The organism is Burkholderia sp. Tr-862, from assembly GCF_011753085.1.
GTDB classification, from domain to species: Bacteria; Pseudomonadota; Gammaproteobacteria; order Burkholderiales; family Burkholderiaceae; genus Burkholderia; species Burkholderia ambifaria.
In genome coordinates this window covers 18,302-39,043 of sequence record NZ_VWWG01000060.1, presented here as the reverse complement: position 1 = coordinate 39,043, position 20,742 = coordinate 18,302, and the positions used below count along the sequence as shown (strand labels likewise).

The following is a 20,742-nucleotide window of genomic DNA, read 5'->3' as shown; positions in this document are numbered from 1 at the left end:
CGCTCGGCGTCGCCGCGACGCACAGCACCGTGCCGCGCGGGCCGAGTGTATACGTGTTTCGCTCGCCCGTCGGACCGGTCAGCACCGCGGTCGCGCCGGCCGGCACCTGCGCCAGATAGCCGTCGCAGCGCGCGGCCAGCACCGGTTCGCGCTGCTCGATCAGCCAGTCGCGCAGCGCGGTGAGCGCCGCCGCCGGGTTGCCGCGCTGGTCGCCTTCGACCGAGCCGTCCGCGATCAGCGTCTGCGCGAGCGAACGCGGCAGGCCCGACGGACGCGTCGCGAGCAGGCGCTGCAGGTACAGCGCGCCGCCGGCCTTCGGGCCCGTGCCCGACAGCCCTTCGCCGCCGAACGGCTGCACGCCGACCACCGCGCCGATCACGTTGCGGTTCACGTAGATATTGCCGACGTGCGCGTTCGAGATCACGTGCGCGATCGTCTCGTCGATGCGCGTGTGGATGCCGAGCGTCAGGCCGTAACCCGTCGCGCGGATCTGCTCGAGCAGCTTGTCGAGCTGATTGCGGCGATAGCGCACGACGTGCAGCACGGGGCCGAACACCTCACGCTTGAGCTCGTCGATGCTGCCGATCTCGATCAGCGTCGGCGGCACGAACGTGCCGTGCGCGCAGGCTTCCGGCGGCGGCAGTTGCGTGACCGTGTGGCCCTTGTCCGTCATCGTCGCGACGTGCGTGTCGATCGTCTGCTTTGCCTCGGCGTCGATCACCGGGCCGACGTCGGTCGACAGCCGGTCCGGGTTGCCGAGCGCCAGCTCGTGCATCGCGCCCTTGAGCATCGTCAGCGTGCGGTCCGCGACATCGTCCTGCAGACACAGAACGCGCAGCGCCGAACACCGTTGACCGGCCGAGTCGAACGACGACTGCAGCACGTCCGCGACCACCTGCTCCGCGAGCGCCGACGAGTCGACGATCATCGCGTTCTGGCCGCCCGTTTCGGCGATCAGCGGAATCGGCTTGCCGTCCGGGTCGAGGCGCGCGGACAGCGTCTTGTTGATCAGGCGCGCGACTTCGGTCGAGCCGGTGAACATCACAGCGCGCGTGCGCGGATCAGCGACCAGCGCCGCGCCGACGGTCTCGCCGGTGCCCGGCAGCAACTGCACCGCGCCGGCCGGCACGCCGGCCTCGCGCAGCAGGCGCACGGCTTGGGCTGCGATCAGCGGCGTCTGTTCGGCCGGCTTCGCGAGCACCGTGTTGCCGGCTGCCAGTGCAGCGGCCACCTGGCCCATGAAGATCGCGAGCGGGAAGTTCCACGGGCTGATGCAGACCACGGGGCCGAGCGGACGGTGCGTGTCGTTCGAGAATTCGTCGCGGATCTGCGCCGCGTAGTAGCGCAGGAAGTCGACGGCTTCGCGGATTTCGGCGATCGCGTTCGGCAGCGACTTGCCGGCCTCGCGCACGATCAGGCCCATCAGCGTGTGCATCTGCGCTTCGAGCAGGTCGGCCGCGCGCACCAGGCAGTCGGCGCGCGCATCGACCGGCGTCGCCTGCCAGATCGGCGCGGCAGCCACCGCATGCGCGAGCGCCGCGCTCACGTGTTCGGCCGTCGCTTCGCTGACCGTGCCGACCACGTCACGCAGGTCGGCCGGGTTGCGCACGTCGCGCGCCGGCGCGTCGGCGAGCGCGTCGTCGGCGAGCATCGGCGCCGCGCGCCACGGATGATGCGCACTCGCGAGCAGCGCGGACGACAGCGACGCGAGGCGGTGTTCGTTCGACAGGTCGAGGCCCATCGAATTGGGACGCTCGTCGCCGTACAGGTGGCGCGGCAGCGGGATCTTCGCGTGCGGCGCGCCGAGCGGCACGACCTTCGACGCTTCGTCGACCGGATCGGCGACCAGTTCCTTCACCGACACGGACTTGTCCGCGATGCGGTTCACGAACGACGTGTTCGCGCCATTCTCCAGCAGGCGGCGCACCAGGTACGCGAGCAGCGTTTCATGCGTGCCGACCGGCGCGTACACGCGGCACGGACGGTTCAGCTTGTCGCGGCCCGTGACTTCCTCGTACAGCGGCTCGCCCATCCCGTGCAGGCACTGGAATTCGTACTGGCCCGGGTAGTAGTTGTGGCCGGCCAGGTGATAGATCGCGGCCAGCGTGTACGCGTTGTGCGTCGCGAACTGCGGGTAGACGGCGTCGGGCGCCGCGAGCAGCTTCTTCGCGCACGCGAGGTACGACACGTCCGTGTAGATCTTGCGCGTATAGACCGGATAACCTTCGAGGCCGTCGACCTGCGCACGCTTGATTTCGCTGTCCCAGTACGCGCCCTTGACCAGGCGGATCATCAGGCGGTGACGGCTCCGGCGCGCGAGGTCGATCAGGTAGTCGATCACGAACGGGCAGCGCTTCTGGTAGCCCTGGACGACGAAGCCGATGCCGTTCCAGCCCGCGAGCTCCGGATCGAAGCACAGCGCCTCGAGCAGGTCGAGCGACAGTTCGAGACGGTCGGCTTCTTCCGCGTCGATGTTCAGGCCGATGTCGTAGCGGCGCGCGAGCAACGCCAGCGCGCGCACGCGCGGCAGCAGCTCGCTCATCGTGCGGTCCTGCTGCGAGCGCGAGTAGCGCGCGTGCAGCGCCGACAGCTTGATCGAGATGCCGGGGCCTTCGTAAATGCCGCGGCCGCCGGCCGCCTTGCCGATCGCGTGGATCGCCTGCTCGTACGATGCGTAGTAGCGCTGCGCGTCCTCTTCGGTCGTCGCCGCTTCGCCGAGCATGTCGTACGAGTAGCGGAAGCCGCGCGCTTCGTACTTGCGGCTGTTCGCGAGCGCCTCGGAAATCGTCTCGCCGGTGACGAACTGCTCGCCCATCAGGCGCATCGCCATGTCGACGCCCTTGCGGATCAGCGGCTCGCCGCCGCGGCCGATCAGGCGCGTGAGCGCCGACGACAGGCCCGCTTCGCTGTTGGTGGTCACGAGCTTGCCGGTGATCATCAGCCCCCAGGTCGCCGCGTTCACGAACAGCGACGGCGCGTGGCCGACGTGCGAGCGCCAATCGCCCTTGCTGATCTTGTCGCGGATCAGCGCATCGCGCGTCGCGCGGTCCGGAATGCGCAGCAGCGCTTCGGCGAGACACATCAGCGCGACGCCTTCCTGGCTCGACAGCGAGAACTCGTGGATCAGCCCTTCGACGCCGCCGCCCGAGTTCTTCTCGCGCAGCGCCTCGACGAGCGTCGTCGCGAGCGCCTGCGCGTCGGCCTGCAGGTTCGCCGGCAGGCGCGCCTGCCCCAGCAGGAACGGCACGCATTCCGGCTCGGGGCGGCGATACGCGGCCGTGATCGCCGCGCGCAGCACCGATTGCGGCTGCACGTTCTGCGCGAACTCGAGGAACGGATGCGGCGAGTTGTCGTCGTCGCTGTCCGCCGCCTGACCGTCGGCGAGCTCCGTCACGCCGCTGTGGCCCGACAGCTCGGGCGGCAACTGGCCGTGCTCGATCCGCTCGAGATACGCGAAGATCGCCTGCTTGATCAGCCAGTGGGGGGTGCGCTCGAGACGCGCGGCCGCGTCTTTCAGGCGCGAGCGGAGAAGGTCGTCGACTTTGACGCCGAGAGTCGTGCTTGCCATGGTGGGTTCGTGCGCCGGTGCGGGCCCGGCAATGTGGTGTGAGAGGATGCGCGAAATCCTACGGCACGCAATAAAAAGGTGCAACCGAATTGCGAGATTGGTTGCACCCGCAAGTTAGCCAATATAATCAGCCACTTAGATCGTTGCAACCTAGGGGTTGCCCGTGGTCGGCGGATCGGTGTTTTCCCTGATCGAGCCCATTCGGCGCGCGTGGGCAACCCGCGGGGTGCGGGGCGGAGAGGAAAAACGGTTGCACTGGGCGGCCGGGCGGGCGCCGCAAGCGGGTGTGGAAAGGGCCTCGACAATCGGCCCGGGTGTCATATGGCGTCACATGGCGGCGCACGGCTCGACGGCCGCGGCCACGGCGCTCGAATCAGATATCCAGCGGATCGACCTCGAGGCTCCACCGGTGTACGCCCTTCAGTGCGCGCAGCTCGGGCAGCCACGCGCGCAGCGCATGCTGCAGTGCCGCGCGCGACGCGCTTTCGAGCAGCAGCTGGGCGCGGTGGACGTTCGCGACCTTCACGATCGTCATCGGCACCGCGTCGTATACAGTCACTCGATCGGCGCCCGGCAACCCCGGCAGCGCGGCAGCGGCCTGCAGCAGGAACGCGAGCGCCGCGTCGAGCGTGCGTCCTTCGGCGCGCAGCAGCGCCTGGTAGACGAACGGCGGCAGGTGCGCGTCGCGGCGCTCACCGAGCGTCGAATTCGCAAAGCCGACGTAATCCTGCCGGCCGAGCGCGTGATACAGCGCGTGACGCGGATAGCGCGTCTGCACGAGCACCTCGCCGGGCAGCCCGGCGCGCCCCGCGCGGCCGCTCACCTGCATCAGCTGCGCGAACAGCCGCTCGCTCGCGCGGAAGTCGTGCGAGAACAGCGCGGTGTCCGCATTGAGCACGCCGACGAGCGACACGCGCTGGAAGTCGTGCCCCTTCGCGATCATCTGCGTGCCGACCAGGATGTCGACTTCACCGGCGTGCACGTCCGAGAACAACGCCTGCGCGCTGCCCTTGCGTCGTGTGCTGTCCGCGTCGATCCGCAGTATCCGCGCACCCGTCACGGCTTCGGCGAGCGCCTCCTCGATGCGCTGCGTGCCGCGCCCGAGCGGCGCGATGTCGACGTTCCCGCATTCCGGGCACGAGTGCGGAATACGCGCTTCCCAACCGCAGTGATGGCAGCGCAGCGCATGCTCGGGCTTGTGCAGCACGACATATGCGCTGCAGCGCGGGCAACCGGCGACCCAGCCGCACGCGTCGCACGCGAGCTGCGGCGCGTAACCGCGCCGGTTCAGGAACACGAGGCTCTGTTCGCCGCGCTCGAGCCGCGCCTTCAGCGCCGCGACGAGCGGCCCCGACAGCCCGCCCAGCGACGCGCGCCCGCGCCGCCGCTCCTCTTCGAGATCGATCAGCCGCACGGTGGGCAGCGTCGCGTCGGCCACCGCGCGGCGCGACAGCGTGAGTCGCGTGTAGCGCCCCTGCTCGGCCTGCCACCAGCTTTCGAGCGACGGCGTCGCCGAACCGAGCACGACCGGAATGCCGAGATGCTTCGCGCGCCACACCGCGAGATCGCGCGCCGAATAGCGCAACCCTTCCTGCTGCTTGTACGCGGGCTCGTGTTCCTCGTCGACGACGATCAGCGCGAGCGTCGGCAGCGACGCGAGCACCGCGAGCCGCGTGCCGAGCACGATCCGCGCGCGACCCGTGTGTGCGGCGAGCCAGTTGCGCGCACGCTCGCCCTCGGCGAGCCCGCTGTGCAGCGTGACGATCGCGTCGTCCGCGAGCGTGCCCGCGAAGCGCGCGCGAAACGCGGCCTCGAACTGCGGCGTCAAGTTGATCTCGGGCACGAGCACGAGCGCCTGCGCGTCGGGCCGCGCCTCGAGCAGCGCGGCAAGCGCATGCAGATAGACCTCGGTCTTGCCGCTGCCCGTCACGCCATGCAGCAGGAACGGCGCGAAACCCTGTGCGGCGCGGATCGCGTCGAGCGCCTCGGCTTGCTGGTCGGTGAGCGCCGGCGGCACAGCTCGTCCACTGGTTGTCGACAGGTTATCCACAGCTTTGGGCACAGGCGCATCGGCCCAGCCGATCTCCTCGATCGCGACCCAGCCGCGCGCCGCCCAGTCATCGAGCGTGGCGACCGCCTTCGGGTGCAACGCGCGCGCGTCGGGCAACGTCAGCGAATCGGTATCGGCGAGCGCCTGGGCGAGCCGTCGCAGCGCGGCCCCGCGCGCGGGCAGTGCGTCGGGAAGCGCGGCGCGGCCGGCTTCGCTCAGCCGGTAGCGCACCTCCGGCGCCAGCAACCGCCCCCAGCGCTGTGCATCGCGCAACGCCTGCGGCAACGCCGGCAGCGCGACTTCGCCGCGGCCGCGCTGGTAGTAATCGGCCGCGAACGACACGAGCGCGAGCCAGTCCGGCGCCAGCGGCGGCAGTTCGGTACAAATTGCGTCGATCGCCCGCAACCGGGACGGCGGCACGTCGGTGTGAGTCGTCACTTCGCACACGAGCCCGACGACCTGCCGCTTGCCGAACGGCACCTGGGCGAGCGTGCCGGGCTCGGGCGCCGGCTGGACGTCGCAGCGGTAGTCGAACAGGGTGGCGAGCGGGTGGTCGAGCGCGACGCGCAGGTAGGTATCGCCCATCAGCGCGCTCCGGCGGCGGTTCGGGCCGTGCGAACGGCCGGCGTCCGCATTCGCGTCAAGGTGGCGAACTTAAAGTAAAACTTCAGATTCGGCGCTAAGTTTTGGATTCGCATTAGGAATCGCCGTATACCCTGAACAGCCTGTGGATAACTTTGTTGAGAACTCGCCGTTCAACCGCCGCAAAGCGCGCGGGGCCGTGCTTTCCGCCGATTTGGCCCGCCCTCAGCCGCGCCCCGCGGAGCCTTATTCCATAAGGCTGCTATTCAAATTACCAAACCATAGCGAGACAATTCGACCGATTCAGGGCTCTACCGCGCTGCAACGTGGAAAATGTGCATAAGTCAAGTCTTGACAAGCAATGAATCGGCAACCGGTACGGGCTTGCGCCCTGTTTAGTGCCGACAGCGAAACGCTGTCACGCCGCAGTGCAGCATGACAGCGCTTGCGCTCAGCCTGCCGCTCCGCTAAGGATCTTGCGGCTGTGGGTGTGCACTTCGTCGACGAGTTCGGCGACGTGATCCGGCGACGTGAACTGCGAGATGCCGTGGCCCAGGTTGAATATATGGCCCGGATGATTGCCGTAGCTGTCGAGTACCGCGCGCGCCTGCTCGCGCACCGCGGCCGGCGGCGCAAACAGGATCGTCGGGTCGAGGTTGCCCTGCAGCGCGACGCGCCCCGCGACGCGCTCGCGCGCGGCGCCGAGGTTGACCGTCCAGTCGAGCCCGACCGCGTCGACGCCGGTCGCCGCGATTTCCTCGAGCCACAGCCCGCCGCCCTTCGTGAACGTGATCACCGGCACGCGCTCGCCGTCGTGCTCGCGCTTGAGCTGGCCGACCACGCGGCGGATGTAGTCGAGCGAGAAGCGCTGGTACGCGCCGTCCGCCAGCGCGCCGCCCCACGTATCGAAAATCATCACGGCCTGCGCGCCGGCTTCGATCTGCGCATTCAGGTACGCGGCCACGGCCTGCGCATTCACGTCGAGGATCCGGTGCATCAGGTCGGGGCGCGAATACGCCATCGACTTCACCGTGCGGAAATCGTCCGACCCGCCGCCTTCGACCATGTAGCACGCGAGCGTCCACGGGCTGCCCGAGAAGCCGATCAGCGGCACGCGCTGGCGGCCCTGGCCGTCGGTCAGCGCGCGGCGGATCTCGCGCACGGCGCCCGTCACGTAGCCGAGCGTCGCTTCGATGTCCGGCACCGCGAGCTTCGCGACGTCGGCCTCGGTACGCACCGGATGCGCGAACTTCGGCCCTTCGCCGACCTGGAAATCGAGGCCGAGACCCATCGCGTCGGGAATCGTCAGGATGTCCGAGAACAGGATCGCGGCGTCGAGCGGGAAACGCTCGAGCGGCTGCAACGTCACTTCGGTCGCGTAGTCGGGATTCTTCGCGAGGCCGAGGAAGCTGCCGGCGCGTGCGCGCGTCGCGTTGTATTCGGGCAGGTAGCGGCCGGCCTGGCGCATCAGCCAGATCGGCGTGTAGTCGGTCGGCTCGCGCAGAAGCGCACGCAGGAAGGTGTCGTTGAGCAGGTTATGGGCCACGGTAGGAGCGACGATGCGAAGGCAAAGCGGCATTTTACCGGAGCGGGGCCGTGCCGCTGCGTATGCCGATGCGATGGCGGCCATATGACGCGCGCGAGGGCTCCGTTATGATCGGACGCTGAAATCAACCCGAACGAAGGAGGAGACCAATGAAGACATTCGCCGCGCTGGCCGCGCTCGCCACCGCCACCGCCACCATGCTTTGCTGCGCCGCCGCGCACGCTCAGACCGCCGCAGCCACGTCCCCCGCCAGCGCCGGCTCGCGACTCGACGACGTGCTCGCCCGCGGTACGCTGCGCGTGTGCACGACGGGCGACTACAAGCCGTATTCGTACTACCGGACCGACGGCCGCTTCGAGGGCATCGACATCGACATGGCCGAATCGCTCGCGAAATCGCTTGGCGTGAAGGCCGACTTCGTGAAGACGAGCTGGTCGAACCTCACCAACGACTTCGTCGCGAAGTGCGATATCGCGGTGGGCGGCGTATCGACGACGCTCGAGCGCCAGAAGCGCGTGTTCTTCACGCAGCCGTACGTGGTCGACGGCAAGACGGCGATCGCGCGCTGCGCCGACGCCGACAAGTACCAGACCATCGCGCAGATCGACCGGCCCGAAACCCGCGTGATCGTGAACCCGGGTGGCACCAACGAGCGCTTTGCGAAGCAGTTCTTCACGCACGCGAACCTGAGCGTCTACCCTGACAACGTGACCATCTTCAAGCAGATCCTCGCAGGCAAGGCGGACGTGATGGTGACGGATGCGTCCGAGACGCTGCTGCAGCAAAAGCTGAATCCGGGCCTCTGCTCCGTGCATCCGGACAAGCCGTTCCAGTTCGGCGAAAAGGCGTACATGGTGCCGCGCGGCGACGTCGCGTTCCAGCAGTACGTCGACCAGTGGCTGCACCTCGCGCTGTCGAGCGGCGAGTACCAGGCGATCTCCGACAAGTGGCTGAAATAAGCGCGATCGCGCATGGAAACGGTGGCCGATAACGGGCACCGCCCCCGCGTCCCCGACACCGAAGGCGAAGCGCCGTTACATCTCGGCGCGGGACGCGGCGGTCGCAAAACCGTGAAACTGGCCGAATGGCCGACTATCGCCGCCGCCGATCACGTTTCAAAATCTTTCCGACGAATGAATCGTCATACGTGGTAGCTGCCATGCGATGCACGTTCGGTCGTGTAAATCGGCAATTCGTCGATGCCGATACGCATGAAAAACGCATTGCGCGCACACGATGAAAACTCTGCGGAAACGATAAGTAAATATGACCATTTTCAGGATCCCGAAAACAGCAAAAAATCCCGGAAAGCCTTATCTGGCGGGCGTTACAACCTGAAACACTTTGTTACCGCGAGGGGTCATTAATTCGCCCACAATGGGCCTCAACGGTTTCAACACGGATGCGGTCTCGTGTGCCAAGTGTGAGCGGACGCGAAGCGCTGCGAGCCAGTCGGTCACGTACCGAAGCCCTTCCGAGGGGCATCCCTGTTGGAGTCGTTTCCGGCCCCCGCCGGACACGGTTTCATCTTTGGTCTCCTCGCGCTAACCCCGTAGCGTGTGGTTTTTAGCGGGCTAATAAGCCCGCTTTTTTTCGTCCATCGAAAACGCAGCGGCCCGCATGGGACGGCCCCAAGGCCGCCGCACTTTTCCCGCCTCCAGGCCGCCCGTCGTTTCAAGCGGTCTTCTGCACGTCGAGCTTCAGTTCCTCGATCATCCGTTCGCGCATCACGAACTTCTGCACCTTGCCCGTCACCGTCATCGGCAACTCGTCGACGAAGCGGATGTAGCGCGGAATCTTGTAGTGCGCGATCTGGCCGTTGCAGAACGCGCGCACGTCGTCCTCTGACATCTGCTCGTCCGCACGCAGCACGATCCACGCGCAAAGCTCCTCTCCGTACTTCGCATCGGGCACGCCGAACACCTGCGCGCTCTGAATCTTCGGATGCCTGAACAGGAATTCCTCGATCTCGCGCGGATACACGTTCTCGCCACCGCGGATCACCATGTCCTTCAGCCGGCCCACGATGTTGCAGTAGCCATCCGCATCGAGCGTCGCAAGGTCGCCCGTATGCATCCAGCCGTCGACCAGCACCTCGCGCGTCTTCGCGGCGTCATCCCAGTAGCCGAGCATCACCGAATAGCCCTTCGTGCACAGCTCGCCCGTCGCGCCGACCGGCACGATGCGCCCTTCCGGATCGACGATCTTCACTTCCAGATGCGGCTGAATGCGGCCGACCGTCGTCGTGCGCTTCTCGAGCGGATCGTCGGTCGAGCTCTGGAACGACACGGGGCTCGTTTCCGTCATCCCGTACGCGATCGTGATCTCGGACAGATGCATCTGCGACACGACGCGCTTCATCGTCTCGATCGGGCACGGCGAGCCGGCCATGATCCCGGTGCGCAGCGTCGACAGGTCGAATTTCGCGAACTCCGGGTGATCGAGTTCCGCGATGAACATCGTCGGCACGCCGTGCAGCGCGGTGCAGCGTTCGTCGGCGACGGCCGCGAGCGTCGCGACCGGGTCGAACGCCTCGCCGGGGAATACCATCGCCGCACCCGTCGATACGCACGCGAGCACGGCCAGCACCATCCCGAAGCAGTGATACAGCGGCACCGGGATGCACAGCGAGTCCTGCTCGCTGAACCGCATCGCCATCGCGATGAAGCGCGCGTTGTTGACGACGTTGCGGTGCGTGAGCGTCGCGCCCTTCGGGCTGCCGGTCGTGCCGCTCGTGAACTGGATGTTGATCGGATCGGTGGCCGCGAGCGTCGCGCCGATCGCATCGAGCCGCGCGACGTCTAGCGTGTCGCGACCGCGCGCCATCACGTCCGCGAAGCGGAACATGCCGGCCGGCGCGACCTCGCCCATCGACACGACCGTGCGCAGGCTCGGCACGCGCGCCGCCCGCAGGTCGCCCGGCGTCGCGCTCGCAAGCTCCGGCGCGATGGTCTGCAGCATCTCGACGTAGGCCGACGTCTTGAAGCGCTCGGCCGTGATCACGGCCTTGCAGCCGACCTTGTTCAGCGCGTATTCGAGTTCCGCGAGCCGGTAGGCCGGATTGATGTTGACGAGGACCGCGCCGATGCGCGCGGTTGCGAATTGCGTGAGCAGCCATTCGCTGCGGTTCGGCGACCAGATGCCGACGCAATCGCCCTTCACGATCCCGAGCGCGGCCAGGCCGGCCGCGAGCACATCGACCTCGTGCGCGAACTCGCGCCAGGTCCAGCGCACCTGCTGTTCGCGGAACACGACGGCCGGACGATCGGGAAAGCGGCCAACCGTGTCGAGCAGGAACCGGCTGATCGTCGCTTCGGATAGCGGCACGTCGGTCGCGCCGCGCACGTACGACAGTCCGTTTTCGGGCGCGATCAGCGCCCCCACGTCAAGGTCTGCTGCCATCGATGTCTCCGTCCGTTTTTGTCTGATCGGCCCGGCACGCGGCTCACGCGCGCCTGCTCCGCCGCGATCGCGGCGGACAGCCTCTGCACGAATGATGCCGCGCGCCGCTGACGACACTCTGACATCAAATCGCGGCGGACGGATGAAATAGCACGACCGGACGATACGATCCGGCCCGCAAAAAACAGACGAAAACGACGGACGAAAAAAAAGCAGCCCGAAGGCTGCTTCCTTTCGCGGGATACGCGCGCGCGGCTTAGTGCCGGCTGCGAATCTTCGCGAGGCGCTGGATTGCCTCGAGCTGCGCCATCGCGGTCGCGAGCTCGGATTGCGCCTTTGCGAGGTCGAGGTCCGACTTCGCGTTCTGCAGCGTTTCCTCGGCACGCTTGCGCGCTTCCTCGGCTTTCGCCGCATCGAGGTCCTTGCCGCGGATCGCGGTGTCGGCGAGCACCGTCACGGCGCCCGGCTGCACTTCGAGAATGCCGCCCGCGACGAACACGAATTCGTCGTTGCCGCCCTCGACTTCGATGCGCACCGCACCCGGACGAATCCGCGTGATCAGCGGCGTGTGACCCGGCAGAATACCCAGCTCACCCGTTTCGCCCGGCAGCGCGACGAATTTCGCCTCGCCCGAGAAGATCTGCTCTTCCGCGCTGACGACGTCTACTTTGATGGTTGCCATATCGACTCCTGCCGACGGGAGTTGGCGCTTTAGCGCTTACTCCCGTCCCATGCCGCGCTTGGAAAGAGTTGGCGCTTCAGCGCTTACTCTTTCCTCGCGGCGGTCGATCGGAGCGGACACTTGCGCGCTGACTCCGATCCCATGCACGGCGGGTTGAGCGTGTCGCGTGGGCTCCGATCCGCGAAAAGATACCATCATGGTATCCATCACGGACGCACGGCGCCCGCTGCGTTACGCCCGCCCCTTACGAGATCTTCTTGGCCTTTTCGAAGGCTTCGTCGATCGTGCCGACCATGTAGAACGCCTGTTCCGGCAGGTGGTCGCACTCGCCGTCGACGATCATCTTGAAGCCACGGATCGTTTCCTTCAGCGGCACGTACTTGCCCGGCGAGCCCGTGAACACTTCAGCGACGTGGAACGGCTGCGACAGGAAACGCTGGATCTTACGAGCGCGCGCGACCGACAGCTTGTCTTCCGGCGACAGTTCGTCCATACCCAGAATCGCGATGATGTCGCGCAGTTCCTTGTAGCGCTGCAGCGTCTGCTGAACGCGACGGGTGATCGAGTAGTGCTCTTCACCGATCACGTTCGGGTCGATCTGGCGCGACGTCGAGTCGAGCGGGTCGACCGCCGGGTAGATACCCAGCGAAGCGATGTCACGCGACAGAACGACGGTTGCGTCCAGGTGGCCGAAGGTCGTGGCCGGCGACGGGTCGGTCAAGTCATCCGCAGGGACGTACACGGCCTGAACCGACGTAATCGAGCCCTTCTTGGTCGACGTGATGCGTTCCTGCAGCTTGCCCATTTCTTCAGCCAGCGTCGGCTGATAGCCCACTGCCGACGGCATACGGCCGAGCAGTGCCGACACTTCGGTACCGGCCAGCGTGAAACGGTAGATGTTGTCGACGAAGAACAGCACGTCGAGACCTTCGTCACGGAAGTGCTCGGCCATCGTCAGGCCGGTCAGCGCGACGCGCAGACGGTTGCCCGGCGGCTCGTTCATCTGGCCGTACACCAGCGCGACCTTGTCGAGAACGTTCGAGTCCTTCATTTCGTGGTAGAAGTCGTTCCCTTCACGGGTACGCTCGCCCACGCCCGCGAACACGGAGTAACCGCCGTGTTCCTTCGCGATGTTGTTGATGAGCTCCATCATGTTGACGGTCTTGCCCACGCCAGCACCGCCGAACAGGCCAACCTTGCCGCCCTTCGCGAACGGGCAGATCAGGTCGATGACCTTGATACCCGTTTCGAGCAGTTCGGTCGACGGCGACAGTTCGTCGAACGCCGGAGCCTTCTGGTGGATCGAACGCGTGTGTTCGCTTTCGATCGGGCCGGCTTCGTCGATCGGACGGCCGAGCACGTCCATGATACGGCCGAGGGTCGGCTTGCCGACCGGCACCGAAATCGGTTTTGCCGTGTTCTTCACGGTCAGGCCGCGGCGCAGGCCGTCGGATGCACCCAGACAAATGGTACGGACCACGCCGTCACCCAGCTGCTGCTGGACTTCGAGCGTCAGTTCCGAGCCATCGAGAATGAGCGCGTCGTAGATCTTCGGCATGCTGTCGCGCGGGAATTCCACGTCGATAACGGCGCCGATGCACTGTACGATCTTGCCTTCTACCAAAGCAGCAGTACTCATCGCTTTTCCTTTAAATACCTGATTCTTTACTCGCGCAAAGGCGCAGTTGTCGTCCCGGGCGCGCGCTTAAACAGCGGCTGCGCCGCCGACGATCTCCGACAGTTCTTTCGTAATCGCGGCCTGGCGGCTCTTGTTGTATACGAGCTGCAGTTCGCTGATCACCGTCTTCGCGTTGTCGGACGCGGCCTTCATCGCGACCATCCGCGCCGATTGCTCGGACGCCATGTTCTCCGCGACAGCCTGGTATACCAGCGCCTCGACGTAACGCACGAGCAGTTCGTCGACGACTGCCTGCGCGTCCGGCTCGTAGATGTAATCCCACGACGTGGCCGGCGTACCGTCATCGGCCTCGAAGTGCTCCGACGACAGCGGCAGCAACTGCTCGATCACGGCTTCCTGCTTCATCGTGTTGACGAAGCGCGTGTAAGCGATATAAACCGCCGACAGCTTGCCTTCCGAGTACAGATCGAGCTGCGTCTTCACGGCGCCGATCAGCTTGTCCAGGTGCGGGGTGTCGCCGAGGTGCACGACCTGCGACATCACCTTCGCGCCGAAGCGGTTCAGGAACCCGAGGCCCTTGCTACCGATCGCGGTGGCTTCGACCTTCTGGCCCTTCTCTTCCAGCTCCTTGAACTTCTGCACCGTCGCACGCAGCACGTTGGTGTTCAGACCACCGCACAGACCCTTGTCCGTCGTGACGAGGATGATGCCGGCCGTCGTCGCGCCGTCGTTCGCCACCATGAACGGGTGGCGGTACTCCGGGTTCGCACGGCTCATGTGCGCGGCGATGGCACGGACCTTGTCCGCGTACGGACGAGCGGCGCGCATGCGTTCCTGCGCGCGGCGCATCTTCGATGCGGCCACCATCTCCATCGCCTTCGTGATCTTGCGCGTGTTTTGCACGCTCTTGATCTTGCCGCGAATTTCCTTCATTCCAGCCATAGCTTGCTCCTTGACCGAAGCGGCGCGGGCGCATCAGCACCCGCGCGGCCTCAGTGTGTCACTCGCGGATCAATAGGCACCCGATTTCTTGAAGGATTCGATCGCCGCGCGCAGCGCGCCTTCGTCGTCCTTCGAGAGATCCTTGGTGTCTTCGATGCGCTTGATGAGGTCAGCGTGGCTGGTCTTCAGGTTGTCGCGCAGGCCCTTCTCGAACGACAGCACTTGCTTCACGTCGAGATCATCGAGGTAGCCGTTGTTCGCGGCGTACAGCGACACGGCCAGTTCCCACACCTGCAGCGGCTGGTACTGCGGCTGCTTCAGCAGTTCCGTCACGCGGCGGCCGCGCTCGAGCTGCTTGCGGGTCGCTTCGTCGAGGTCCGATGCGAACTGCGCGAATGCCGCCAGTTCACGGTACTGCGCGAGGTCGGTACGGATACCGCCCGACAGCTTCTTCACGACCTTCGTCTGAGCGGCGCCGCCGACTCGCGACACCGACACGCCGGCGTTGATTGCCGGGCGGATGCCTGCGTTGAACAGGTCGGTTTCCAGGAAGATCTGGCCGTCGGTGATCGAGATCACGTTCGTCGGAACGAACGCGGTCACGTCGCCAGCCTGCGTTTCGATGACCGGCAGTGCCGTCAGCGAGCCGCTCTTGCCCTTCACTTCGCCGTTCGTGAACTTCTCGACGTACTCTTCCGACACGCGAGCAGCACGCTCGAGCAGACGCGAGTGCAGATAGAACACGTCACCCGGGTAGGCTTCACGGCCCGGCGGGCGGCGCAGCAGCAGCGAGATCTGACGGTATGCCCAAGCCTGCTTGGTCAAGTCGTCATAGATGATCAGCGCGTCTTGACCGCGGTCGCGGAAGTATTCGCCCATCGTGCAGCCGGCGTACGGTGCCAGGTACTGCATCGCAGCCGAATCCGAAGCCGAAGCGGCGACGACGATCGTGTATTCCATCGCGCCCGTTTCTTCGAGCTTGCGAACCACGTTCATGATCGACGAAGCCTTCTGGCCGATCGCGACGTAGATACAGATCAGGTCCTTGCCCTTCTGGTTGATGATCGCGTCGAGCGCCACCGCGGTCTTGCCGCACTGACGGTCGCCGATGATCAGCTCACGCTGGCCACGGCCGATCGGCACCATCGCGTCGATCGACTTGATGCCCGTCTGCACCGGCTGCGACACCGACTTACGCCAGATCACGCCCGGAGCGATCTTTTCGATCGCGTCGGTCAGCTTCGCGTTGACCGGGCCCTTGCCGTCGATCGGGTTGCCGAGCGCGTCGACCACGCGGCCGACGAGTTCCGGACCAACCGGGACTTCCAGGATGCGGCCCGTCGTCTTGACGATGTCGCCTTCCGAGATGTGTTCGTATTCGCCGAGAATCACAGCGCCGACCGAGTCGCGCTCGAGGTTCAGCGCGAGGCCGAACGTGTTGCCCGGAAACTCGAGCATTTCGCCCTGCATCACGTCCGACAGGCCGTGGATGCGCACGATACCGTCGGTCACGGAGATCACGGTGCCCTGGTTGCGAACGTCTGCGCTCGCTTCAAGGCCCTGGATCCGGCTCTTGATCAGCTCGCTGATCTCAGAGGGATTGAGTTGCATTATTCGCTCCTGATAGTCAATTCTGTTGCGTGCCGGCGTGGCGCTCAGGCGGTCAAGGCAGCCTGCATCGATGCGAGGCGCGCGCGAACCGAGGTGTCGAGCACTTCGTCGCCGACCGTCACGCGCACGCCGCCGATCAGCGACGAATCGACTTCGACCGTCGGCTTCAGCTTGCGCTTGAACTTGCGTTCGAGGCCAGAGACGAGACTTTCGAGATCCGCGCCGTTCAGCGGGAACGCGCTCACGATCTCGGCGTCGGCTGCACCTTCACGTTCGTTCTTGAGCGCCTCGAACTGCTCGGCAATTTCCGGCAGCAGCGCGATACGATGATTGTCGACCAGCATCTGCACGAAGTTCTTCGCTTCTGCGCCGGCCGCGACCGGCGACTTCACCGCAGCAAGCAGCAGCTCGACCACTTGCGTGCGCGTCACCTTCGGGCTCGACGCGACCGACAGCACTTCCGGCAGACGCGCAACCTGGGCCAGCTCTTGCACGAGCGTGGACCAGGCGGCGATGTCACCTCCCTCGGCCACGCGGAACAGCGCTTCTGCGTAAGGGCGGGCGATGGTTGCAAGTTCGGCCATGATCAGAGCTCGGCTTTCAGTTGATTCAGCAGTTGGGCGTGGGCCGTTTGATCGACTTCGCGCTTCAGGATCTGCTCGGCGCCCTTCACGGCCAGCGAGGCGACTTCGCCACGCAGCGCTTCGCGCGCCTTCACGATTTGCTGTTCTGCTTCCGCCTTCGCCTGGGCGACGATGCGGGCGGCTTCAGCCTGGGCGTTGGCCTTGATTTCCTCGGCGACCGCCTGGGCACGCTTTTCAGCGTCGGCGATGCGCTGCTGGCCGTCGTTACGGGCCTGCGCGAGTTCCTGGTCCACGCGCTTGTGCGCTGCGTCGAGTTCCGCCTTGCCCTTCTCCGCGGCGGCGAGGCCGTCGGCGATCTTCTTCGAACGTTCGTCGAGGGCGTTGATCAACGGCGGCCACACGAACTTCATCGTGAACCACGCGAGGACCAGGAACACGACCATTTGCGCAAACAGAGTTGCGTTGAGATTCACGGTGTTTCCTTATCTGCTATCCGGAAAAATGAAACGGTAAGGCGCTCATCGAGTTGCATTCGATCAGCGCCCCAAGTCTCCGTTCCGCCCTGCGCCGGCTTGCGCCGGACGCATATTTCCGAGAAACCTTAGCCTGCGAGCTTCGACAGGAGCGGGTTCGCGAACGCGAACAGCATTGCGACACCAACACCGATCAGGAATGCAGCGTCGATCAGGCCGGCCAGCAGGAACATCTTCGTTTGCAGCGGGTTGATGAGTTCCGGCTGACGTGCGCACGCTTCGATGTACTTGCCACCCATCAGCGCGATACCGATACAGGCGCCGATTGCACCCAGGCCGATGATGATGCCGATACCGATGGCGGTCAGACCCTGGATGTTGGCGATGTAAGCTTGCATGATCACTCCTTTGTGAAAAGACTTGGAACTGAGAATTAAAAAACTAAAACGAAGACTCTTTCTTGCACGCCGCGCTTAGTGCGTGTCGTGCGCCTGGCCGAGATACACCAGCGTCAGCATCATGAAAATGAATGCCTGCAACAGAACAATCAGGATGTGGAAGATTGCCCAGACGCTGCCCGCGATCACGTGACCAACGAAGCCGAGGAACGTTGCGTCGCCACCGAAGCTCCACATGCTGCCGAGCAGGGCGATCAACAGGAACAACAGCTCACCCGCGTACATGTTGCCGAACAGCCGCATGCCGAGCGAAACGGTCTTTGCAACGTATTCGACGATGTTGAGCGCGAGGTTCGGGATCCACAGCGCCGGGTGGCCGCCGAACGGGGCCGACAGCAGCTCATGCGCAAAGCCGCCCGCGCCCTTGATCTTGATGCTGTAGTAGATCATCAGGACGAACACGCCGAGCGCGATGCCGAGCGTGCCGTTCAGGTCGGCCGTCGGGACGATGCGATGGTGGGAAATCACGTCCGACAGACCGAGCAGGCCGATCACGCGGCCCGGCAGGTCGACCGGGAGGAAGTCGAGGGAGTTCATCAGCGCGACCCACACGAACACCGTGAGGGCGAGCGGCGCGATGAACGTACGATTGCCGTGGACGATGGCCTTCGACTGGTCTTCGACCATTTCGACGAGCATCTCGATCGCGCACTGGAAACGGCCCGGCACGCCCGACGTCGCCTTTCGGGCGGCCAGACGCAGCAGGAGGATCGTCACGATGCCGCACACGATCGACCAGAACAGCGTATCGAGATTCCAGACGTGGATATCGAAAATCGACGTCTGATGCGAGGTGGAGAAATTCTGCAAGTGGTGCGCAATGTACTCGGACGGATCCGGACGCGTGCCTTCGCTAGCTGCCATATCGTTAATGCCACCCAAATTGTCGAAAATCGTTTTGCCCCGTTCCGCAATACGCTATTGCGGGAACGGGCCGGTGCGGTTCGTTGTCGAAACCGCACGCTGCTTGTTTCTTACCGCCAGGCCAGCGCGATCCAGTACGTCTTCAGCACGACGAGGTACGTGATCAGGAACGGCACCCAGTGCACGCCGGCCCAGCCGAACGCCACTGCTGCGAACATCCCGATCGTCAGGCCGAGCTTCAGGGCTTCGCCCATCACCCAGCTCATGACGGTGGCCGAGCCACCTGCCTTCAGTCGTGCCACGAACAACGCGCTTGGCACCCAGCCGATCGCCCCGCCCAGAAACGCGGACTGCGCAGCGGCGCCCGGCGACTTTGAAAACAGCCACCACGCCAGCGTTGCAACCAGGGACAAGACCACCTGCGCGGCCACCACCTTGGAGGGGGTCACGCGCGACGGCTTGCTCACGTTCGGACCGAACAGCCTCTCGGCTTCCGTCCGCGTGAGCGGAACGATGTTGTTATCTTGTTGCTCGGCATCCCAGTCGTCGGCATCGGACTCGCGCCGTTCGCCGGCCGCTGAAGCGGTGCGTTGCGCTCGGTGATCATCGTGCCTGTCGTTCGGCGCCTGACCCGCCATCGCAATTTTCCGCAAAATCCTTGAACCCGGCCCCAGACTTTCCGAATGCTTTCAGGGGTGCCTAGCTAACAAATCCGGGCGATTGTAAGCGATAGTTGCAAGTGATTCAAGGCTTTAGAAGCGACAAAAACCTGTGCAAAACGACGCCTCATCATGTGAAAAACGCGCGAATCGACGACGTACGATGACAGTTGTAAGGTCGCTTTCCCGCACCGGTATTTCTTGCCCGAAAAAGTGCGGCGACGGGGAAATGACGCGGCATCGATGCCTGGGGCGGGCGTCATCGACGCGACGCGATCGCAGCAGGAATGCCGCGGTGACGCGACCGTGGAAAACGACCCGGCGCAACGATGCGGAACAAAGGAAATAGCGCGACCACCGCGTTGGGCGCAGCGCGCGAAATGCGCTCGGCTGCGAGCGGAACGATGCTCGCAATCAGTTGTTGTGCCGCCACAGAATATCGACTGTGAATCGCCGCACTTATCAACAGCCCGCCTTCGCAACGGCCGGGAACGCTGTGCGCCCGCCCCGCCAGGCTTGCAGCACGCCTGCACTGCAGGCGGCCGCGCCGCTCAACCGTGAATGAGCAACCACGCCCCCAGTGCCGCGCTCGCGATCGCGAACGGAATCGACACAAGGTGAAACGGCAGCCACATGCGTGGCTCCTTCGCGAGACGCACCGCGATCAGGTTCGCGAGCGAACTGATCGCGAAACCGAAGCCGCCCACCGATACGCCGAACGCGAGCGCACGCCAGTCGTGCGTGAATTCCGACAGCAGGATGGCCGCCGGCACGTTGCTGATTCCCTGTGACAGCACCGCACCTGCCGCGAACACACGCAGCGGCGAATCGAGATGGGTCCGCGCGATCGCGTCGTGGACGACGGGCAGCGCGGCCGCGCTGCGCAGCACGACGAACATCAGCACGAAGATCAGCAGCAACAGCCAGTCGATCTTCAGGACTGCGTCACGTTTTGCCACCAGCAGCGCGATCACGACGGCGATCAGGGCCGGCACCGGATGGTGCGCATCGGCCAGCAGCACGAATGCACCGAACAGCACCGCCGCGAGCAGCGCGTGCATGCGCTGCACGGGAACGGCCTCGACGTCTCCCGACAGGTCGAGCGGTTTCGCGCGAAACGCGCACGCCGTCAGCACGAGCAGCAGCGCCATCAGCGCCAGCGCGAGCGGCCCGAGCGTGACGACGAAGCGGCCGAACGACATGCCGCTCAATTGCCACAGGAAAAGGTTCTGGGGATTGCCGAGCGGCGTCGCGACGGACCCCGCGTTGACGGCCAGCGCGACCACGATCACGAGCCGCCGGAACGGCAGCGGCGTCAGCGCGCGCAGCGACACCATCAGCGGCACGACGACGAACAGCGCAACGTCGTTGGTGAGCCACATCGCGAGTGCCGCCGCGAACACGACGAGCAGCATCGCGAGCCCGCGCTCCGAATGCACGTGATGCACGATGCGATGCGCGAGCCACATCAGGCATCCGGACAACTCGAGCGCCTTGGTCAGCATCAGCAGGCCCGCGAGCGTCGCGACGGTCTGCCAGTCGACGCGCTCGGCCAGTGCGGCGATTGGTTGCGTATGCAACCATTGCAGAATAATCAGTGCAAGTGCCAGTACCGACAGCACAGGCTCTTTCAACAGCCAGGCAAGCCAACGGCGTGGCGCCGCCGCGCCCGTGTTCTCTAT

At 65.4% G+C, this 20,742-nt stretch carries 15 protein-coding genes; 1 reads left to right on the top strand and 14 read right to left on the bottom strand.

All coding sequences use genetic code 11. The features are described from left to right. The 3 genes from putA to hemE all read right to left on the bottom strand — a co-directional run. Positions 1-3,568 (bottom strand): trifunctional transcriptional regulator/proline dehydrogenase/L-glutamate gamma-semialdehyde dehydrogenase (gene putA, locus F3J14_RS17970; RefSeq protein ID WP_166724160.1); only part of this gene is annotated, 3,568 nt, incomplete at its 3' end. Positions 3,569-3,941: 373 nt separating this feature from the next. Further along, complete coding sequence (locus F3J14_RS17965) at positions 3,942-6,203, bottom strand: primosomal protein N' (protein WP_166724159.1); 2,262 nt, start codon at positions 6,201-6,203, stop codon at positions 3,942-3,944. Between the two features lie 448 nt (positions 6,204-6,651). Beyond that, entirely contained in the window at positions 6,652-7,746 is a 1,095-nt protein-coding gene (gene hemE / locus F3J14_RS17960) for a uroporphyrinogen decarboxylase (protein WP_348772002.1), read from the bottom strand. A gap of 149 nt (positions 7,747-7,895) precedes the next feature. Between hemE and F3J14_RS17955 the strand changes: the two genes are divergently transcribed. After that, positions 7,896-8,705 (top strand): transporter substrate-binding domain-containing protein, encoded by an 810-nt coding sequence (locus tag F3J14_RS17955; protein WP_166724157.1) that lies wholly within the window; start codon positions 7,896-7,898, stop codon positions 8,703-8,705. Positions 8,706-9,420: 715 nt separating this feature from the next. Here F3J14_RS17955 and F3J14_RS17950 read toward each other — a convergent pair. From F3J14_RS17950 to F3J14_RS17900, 11 genes are all read right to left on the bottom strand, one after another. Beyond that, complete coding sequence (locus tag F3J14_RS17950; protein ID WP_166724156.1) at positions 9,421-11,148, bottom strand: AMP-binding protein; 1,728 nt, start codon at positions 11,146-11,148, stop codon at positions 9,421-9,423. A 256-nt stretch (positions 11,149-11,404) separates the two neighbouring features. Beyond that, a complete protein-coding gene (locus tag F3J14_RS17945) occupies positions 11,405-11,830 on the bottom strand; it encodes a F0F1 ATP synthase subunit epsilon (RefSeq protein WP_006477288.1) in 426 nt (141 codons plus the stop codon). 244 nt (positions 11,831-12,074) lie between these two features. Then, positions 12,075-13,469, bottom strand: coding sequence for a F0F1 ATP synthase subunit beta (gene atpD / locus F3J14_RS17940; protein WP_014895501.1), 1,395 nt, complete (start codon positions 13,467-13,469; stop codon positions 12,075-12,077). Positions 13,470-13,535: 66 nt separating this feature from the next. Continuing rightward, positions 13,536-14,411: a F0F1 ATP synthase subunit gamma gene (gene atpG, locus F3J14_RS17935; protein WP_006751770.1), complete on the bottom strand. Its 876-nt coding sequence runs from the start codon at positions 14,409-14,411 to the stop codon at positions 13,536-13,538. Positions 14,412-14,480: 69 nt separating this feature from the next. Next, entirely contained in the window at positions 14,481-16,022 is a 1,542-nt protein-coding gene (gene atpA / locus F3J14_RS17930; RefSeq protein ID WP_006756467.1) for a F0F1 ATP synthase subunit alpha, read from the bottom strand. A gap of 44 nt (positions 16,023-16,066) precedes the next feature. Continuing rightward, positions 16,067-16,606 (bottom strand): F0F1 ATP synthase subunit delta, encoded by a 540-nt coding sequence (locus F3J14_RS17925; protein ID WP_006756468.1) that lies wholly within the window; start codon positions 16,604-16,606, stop codon positions 16,067-16,069. A 2-nt stretch (positions 16,607-16,608) separates the two neighbouring features. Then, positions 16,609-17,079, bottom strand: a complete 471-nt coding sequence (locus F3J14_RS17920; RefSeq protein WP_006751767.1) for a F0F1 ATP synthase subunit B — start codon at positions 17,077-17,079, stop codon at positions 16,609-16,611. 128 nt (positions 17,080-17,207) lie between these two features. Further along, positions 17,208-17,477 (bottom strand): F0F1 ATP synthase subunit C, encoded by a 270-nt coding sequence (gene atpE, locus F3J14_RS17915; protein WP_006482730.1) that lies wholly within the window; start codon positions 17,475-17,477, stop codon positions 17,208-17,210. 75 nt (positions 17,478-17,552) lie between these two features. Next, positions 17,553-18,401 carry a F0F1 ATP synthase subunit A gene (gene atpB / locus F3J14_RS17910; protein ID WP_166724155.1) on the bottom strand — a complete coding sequence of 283 codons (849 nt, stop codon included), beginning with the start codon at positions 18,399-18,401 and terminating at the stop codon, positions 17,553-17,555. A gap of 110 nt (positions 18,402-18,511) precedes the next feature. Continuing rightward, positions 18,512-19,039: an ATP synthase subunit I gene (locus tag F3J14_RS17905; RefSeq protein ID WP_166724154.1), complete on the bottom strand. Its 528-nt coding sequence runs from the start codon at positions 19,037-19,039 to the stop codon at positions 18,512-18,514. 572 nt (positions 19,040-19,611) lie between these two features. Then, positions 19,612-20,742 carry an SLC13 family permease gene (locus F3J14_RS17900; RefSeq protein ID WP_348772003.1) on the bottom strand — a complete coding sequence of 377 codons (1,131 nt, stop codon included), beginning with the start codon at positions 20,740-20,742 and terminating at the stop codon, positions 19,612-19,614.

Bases quoted from the DNA above. Each gene is read 5' to 3' on its own strand.
- F3J14_RS17965 (WP_166724159.1), bottom strand. From the start codon at position 6,203: ATGGGCGATACCTACCTGCGCGTCGCGCTCGACCACCCGCTCGCCACC.
- F3J14_RS17955 (WP_166724157.1), top strand. From the start codon at position 7,896: ATGAAGACATTCGCCGCGCTGGCCGCGCTCGCCACCGCCACCGCCACC.
- F3J14_RS17950 (WP_166724156.1), bottom strand. From the start codon at position 11,148: ATGGCAGCAGACCTTGACGTGGGGGCGCTGATCGCGCCCGAAAACGGA.
- F3J14_RS17945 (WP_006477288.1), bottom strand. From the start codon at position 11,830: ATGGCAACCATCAAAGTAGACGTCGTCAGCGCGGAAGAGCAGATCTTC.
- atpD (WP_014895501.1), bottom strand. From the start codon at position 13,469: ATGAGTACTGCTGCTTTGGTAGAAGGCAAGATCGTACAGTGCATCGGC.
- atpG (WP_006751770.1), bottom strand. From the start codon at position 14,411: ATGGCTGGAATGAAGGAAATTCGCGGCAAGATCAAGAGCGTGCAAAAC.
- atpA (WP_006756467.1), bottom strand. From the start codon at position 16,022: ATGCAACTCAATCCCTCTGAGATCAGCGAGCTGATCAAGAGCCGGATC.
- F3J14_RS17925 (WP_006756468.1), bottom strand. From the start codon at position 16,606: ATGGCCGAACTTGCAACCATCGCCCGCCCTTACGCAGAAGCGCTGTTC.
- atpE (WP_006482730.1), bottom strand. From the start codon at position 17,477: ATGCAAGCTTACATCGCCAACATCCAGGGTCTGACCGCCATCGGTATC.
- atpB (WP_166724155.1), bottom strand. From the start codon at position 18,401: ATGGCAGCTAGCGAAGGCACGCGTCCGGATCCGTCCGAGTACATTGCG.
- F3J14_RS17905 (WP_166724154.1), bottom strand. From the start codon at position 19,039: ATGGCGGGTCAGGCGCCGAACGACAGGCACGATGATCACCGAGCGCAA.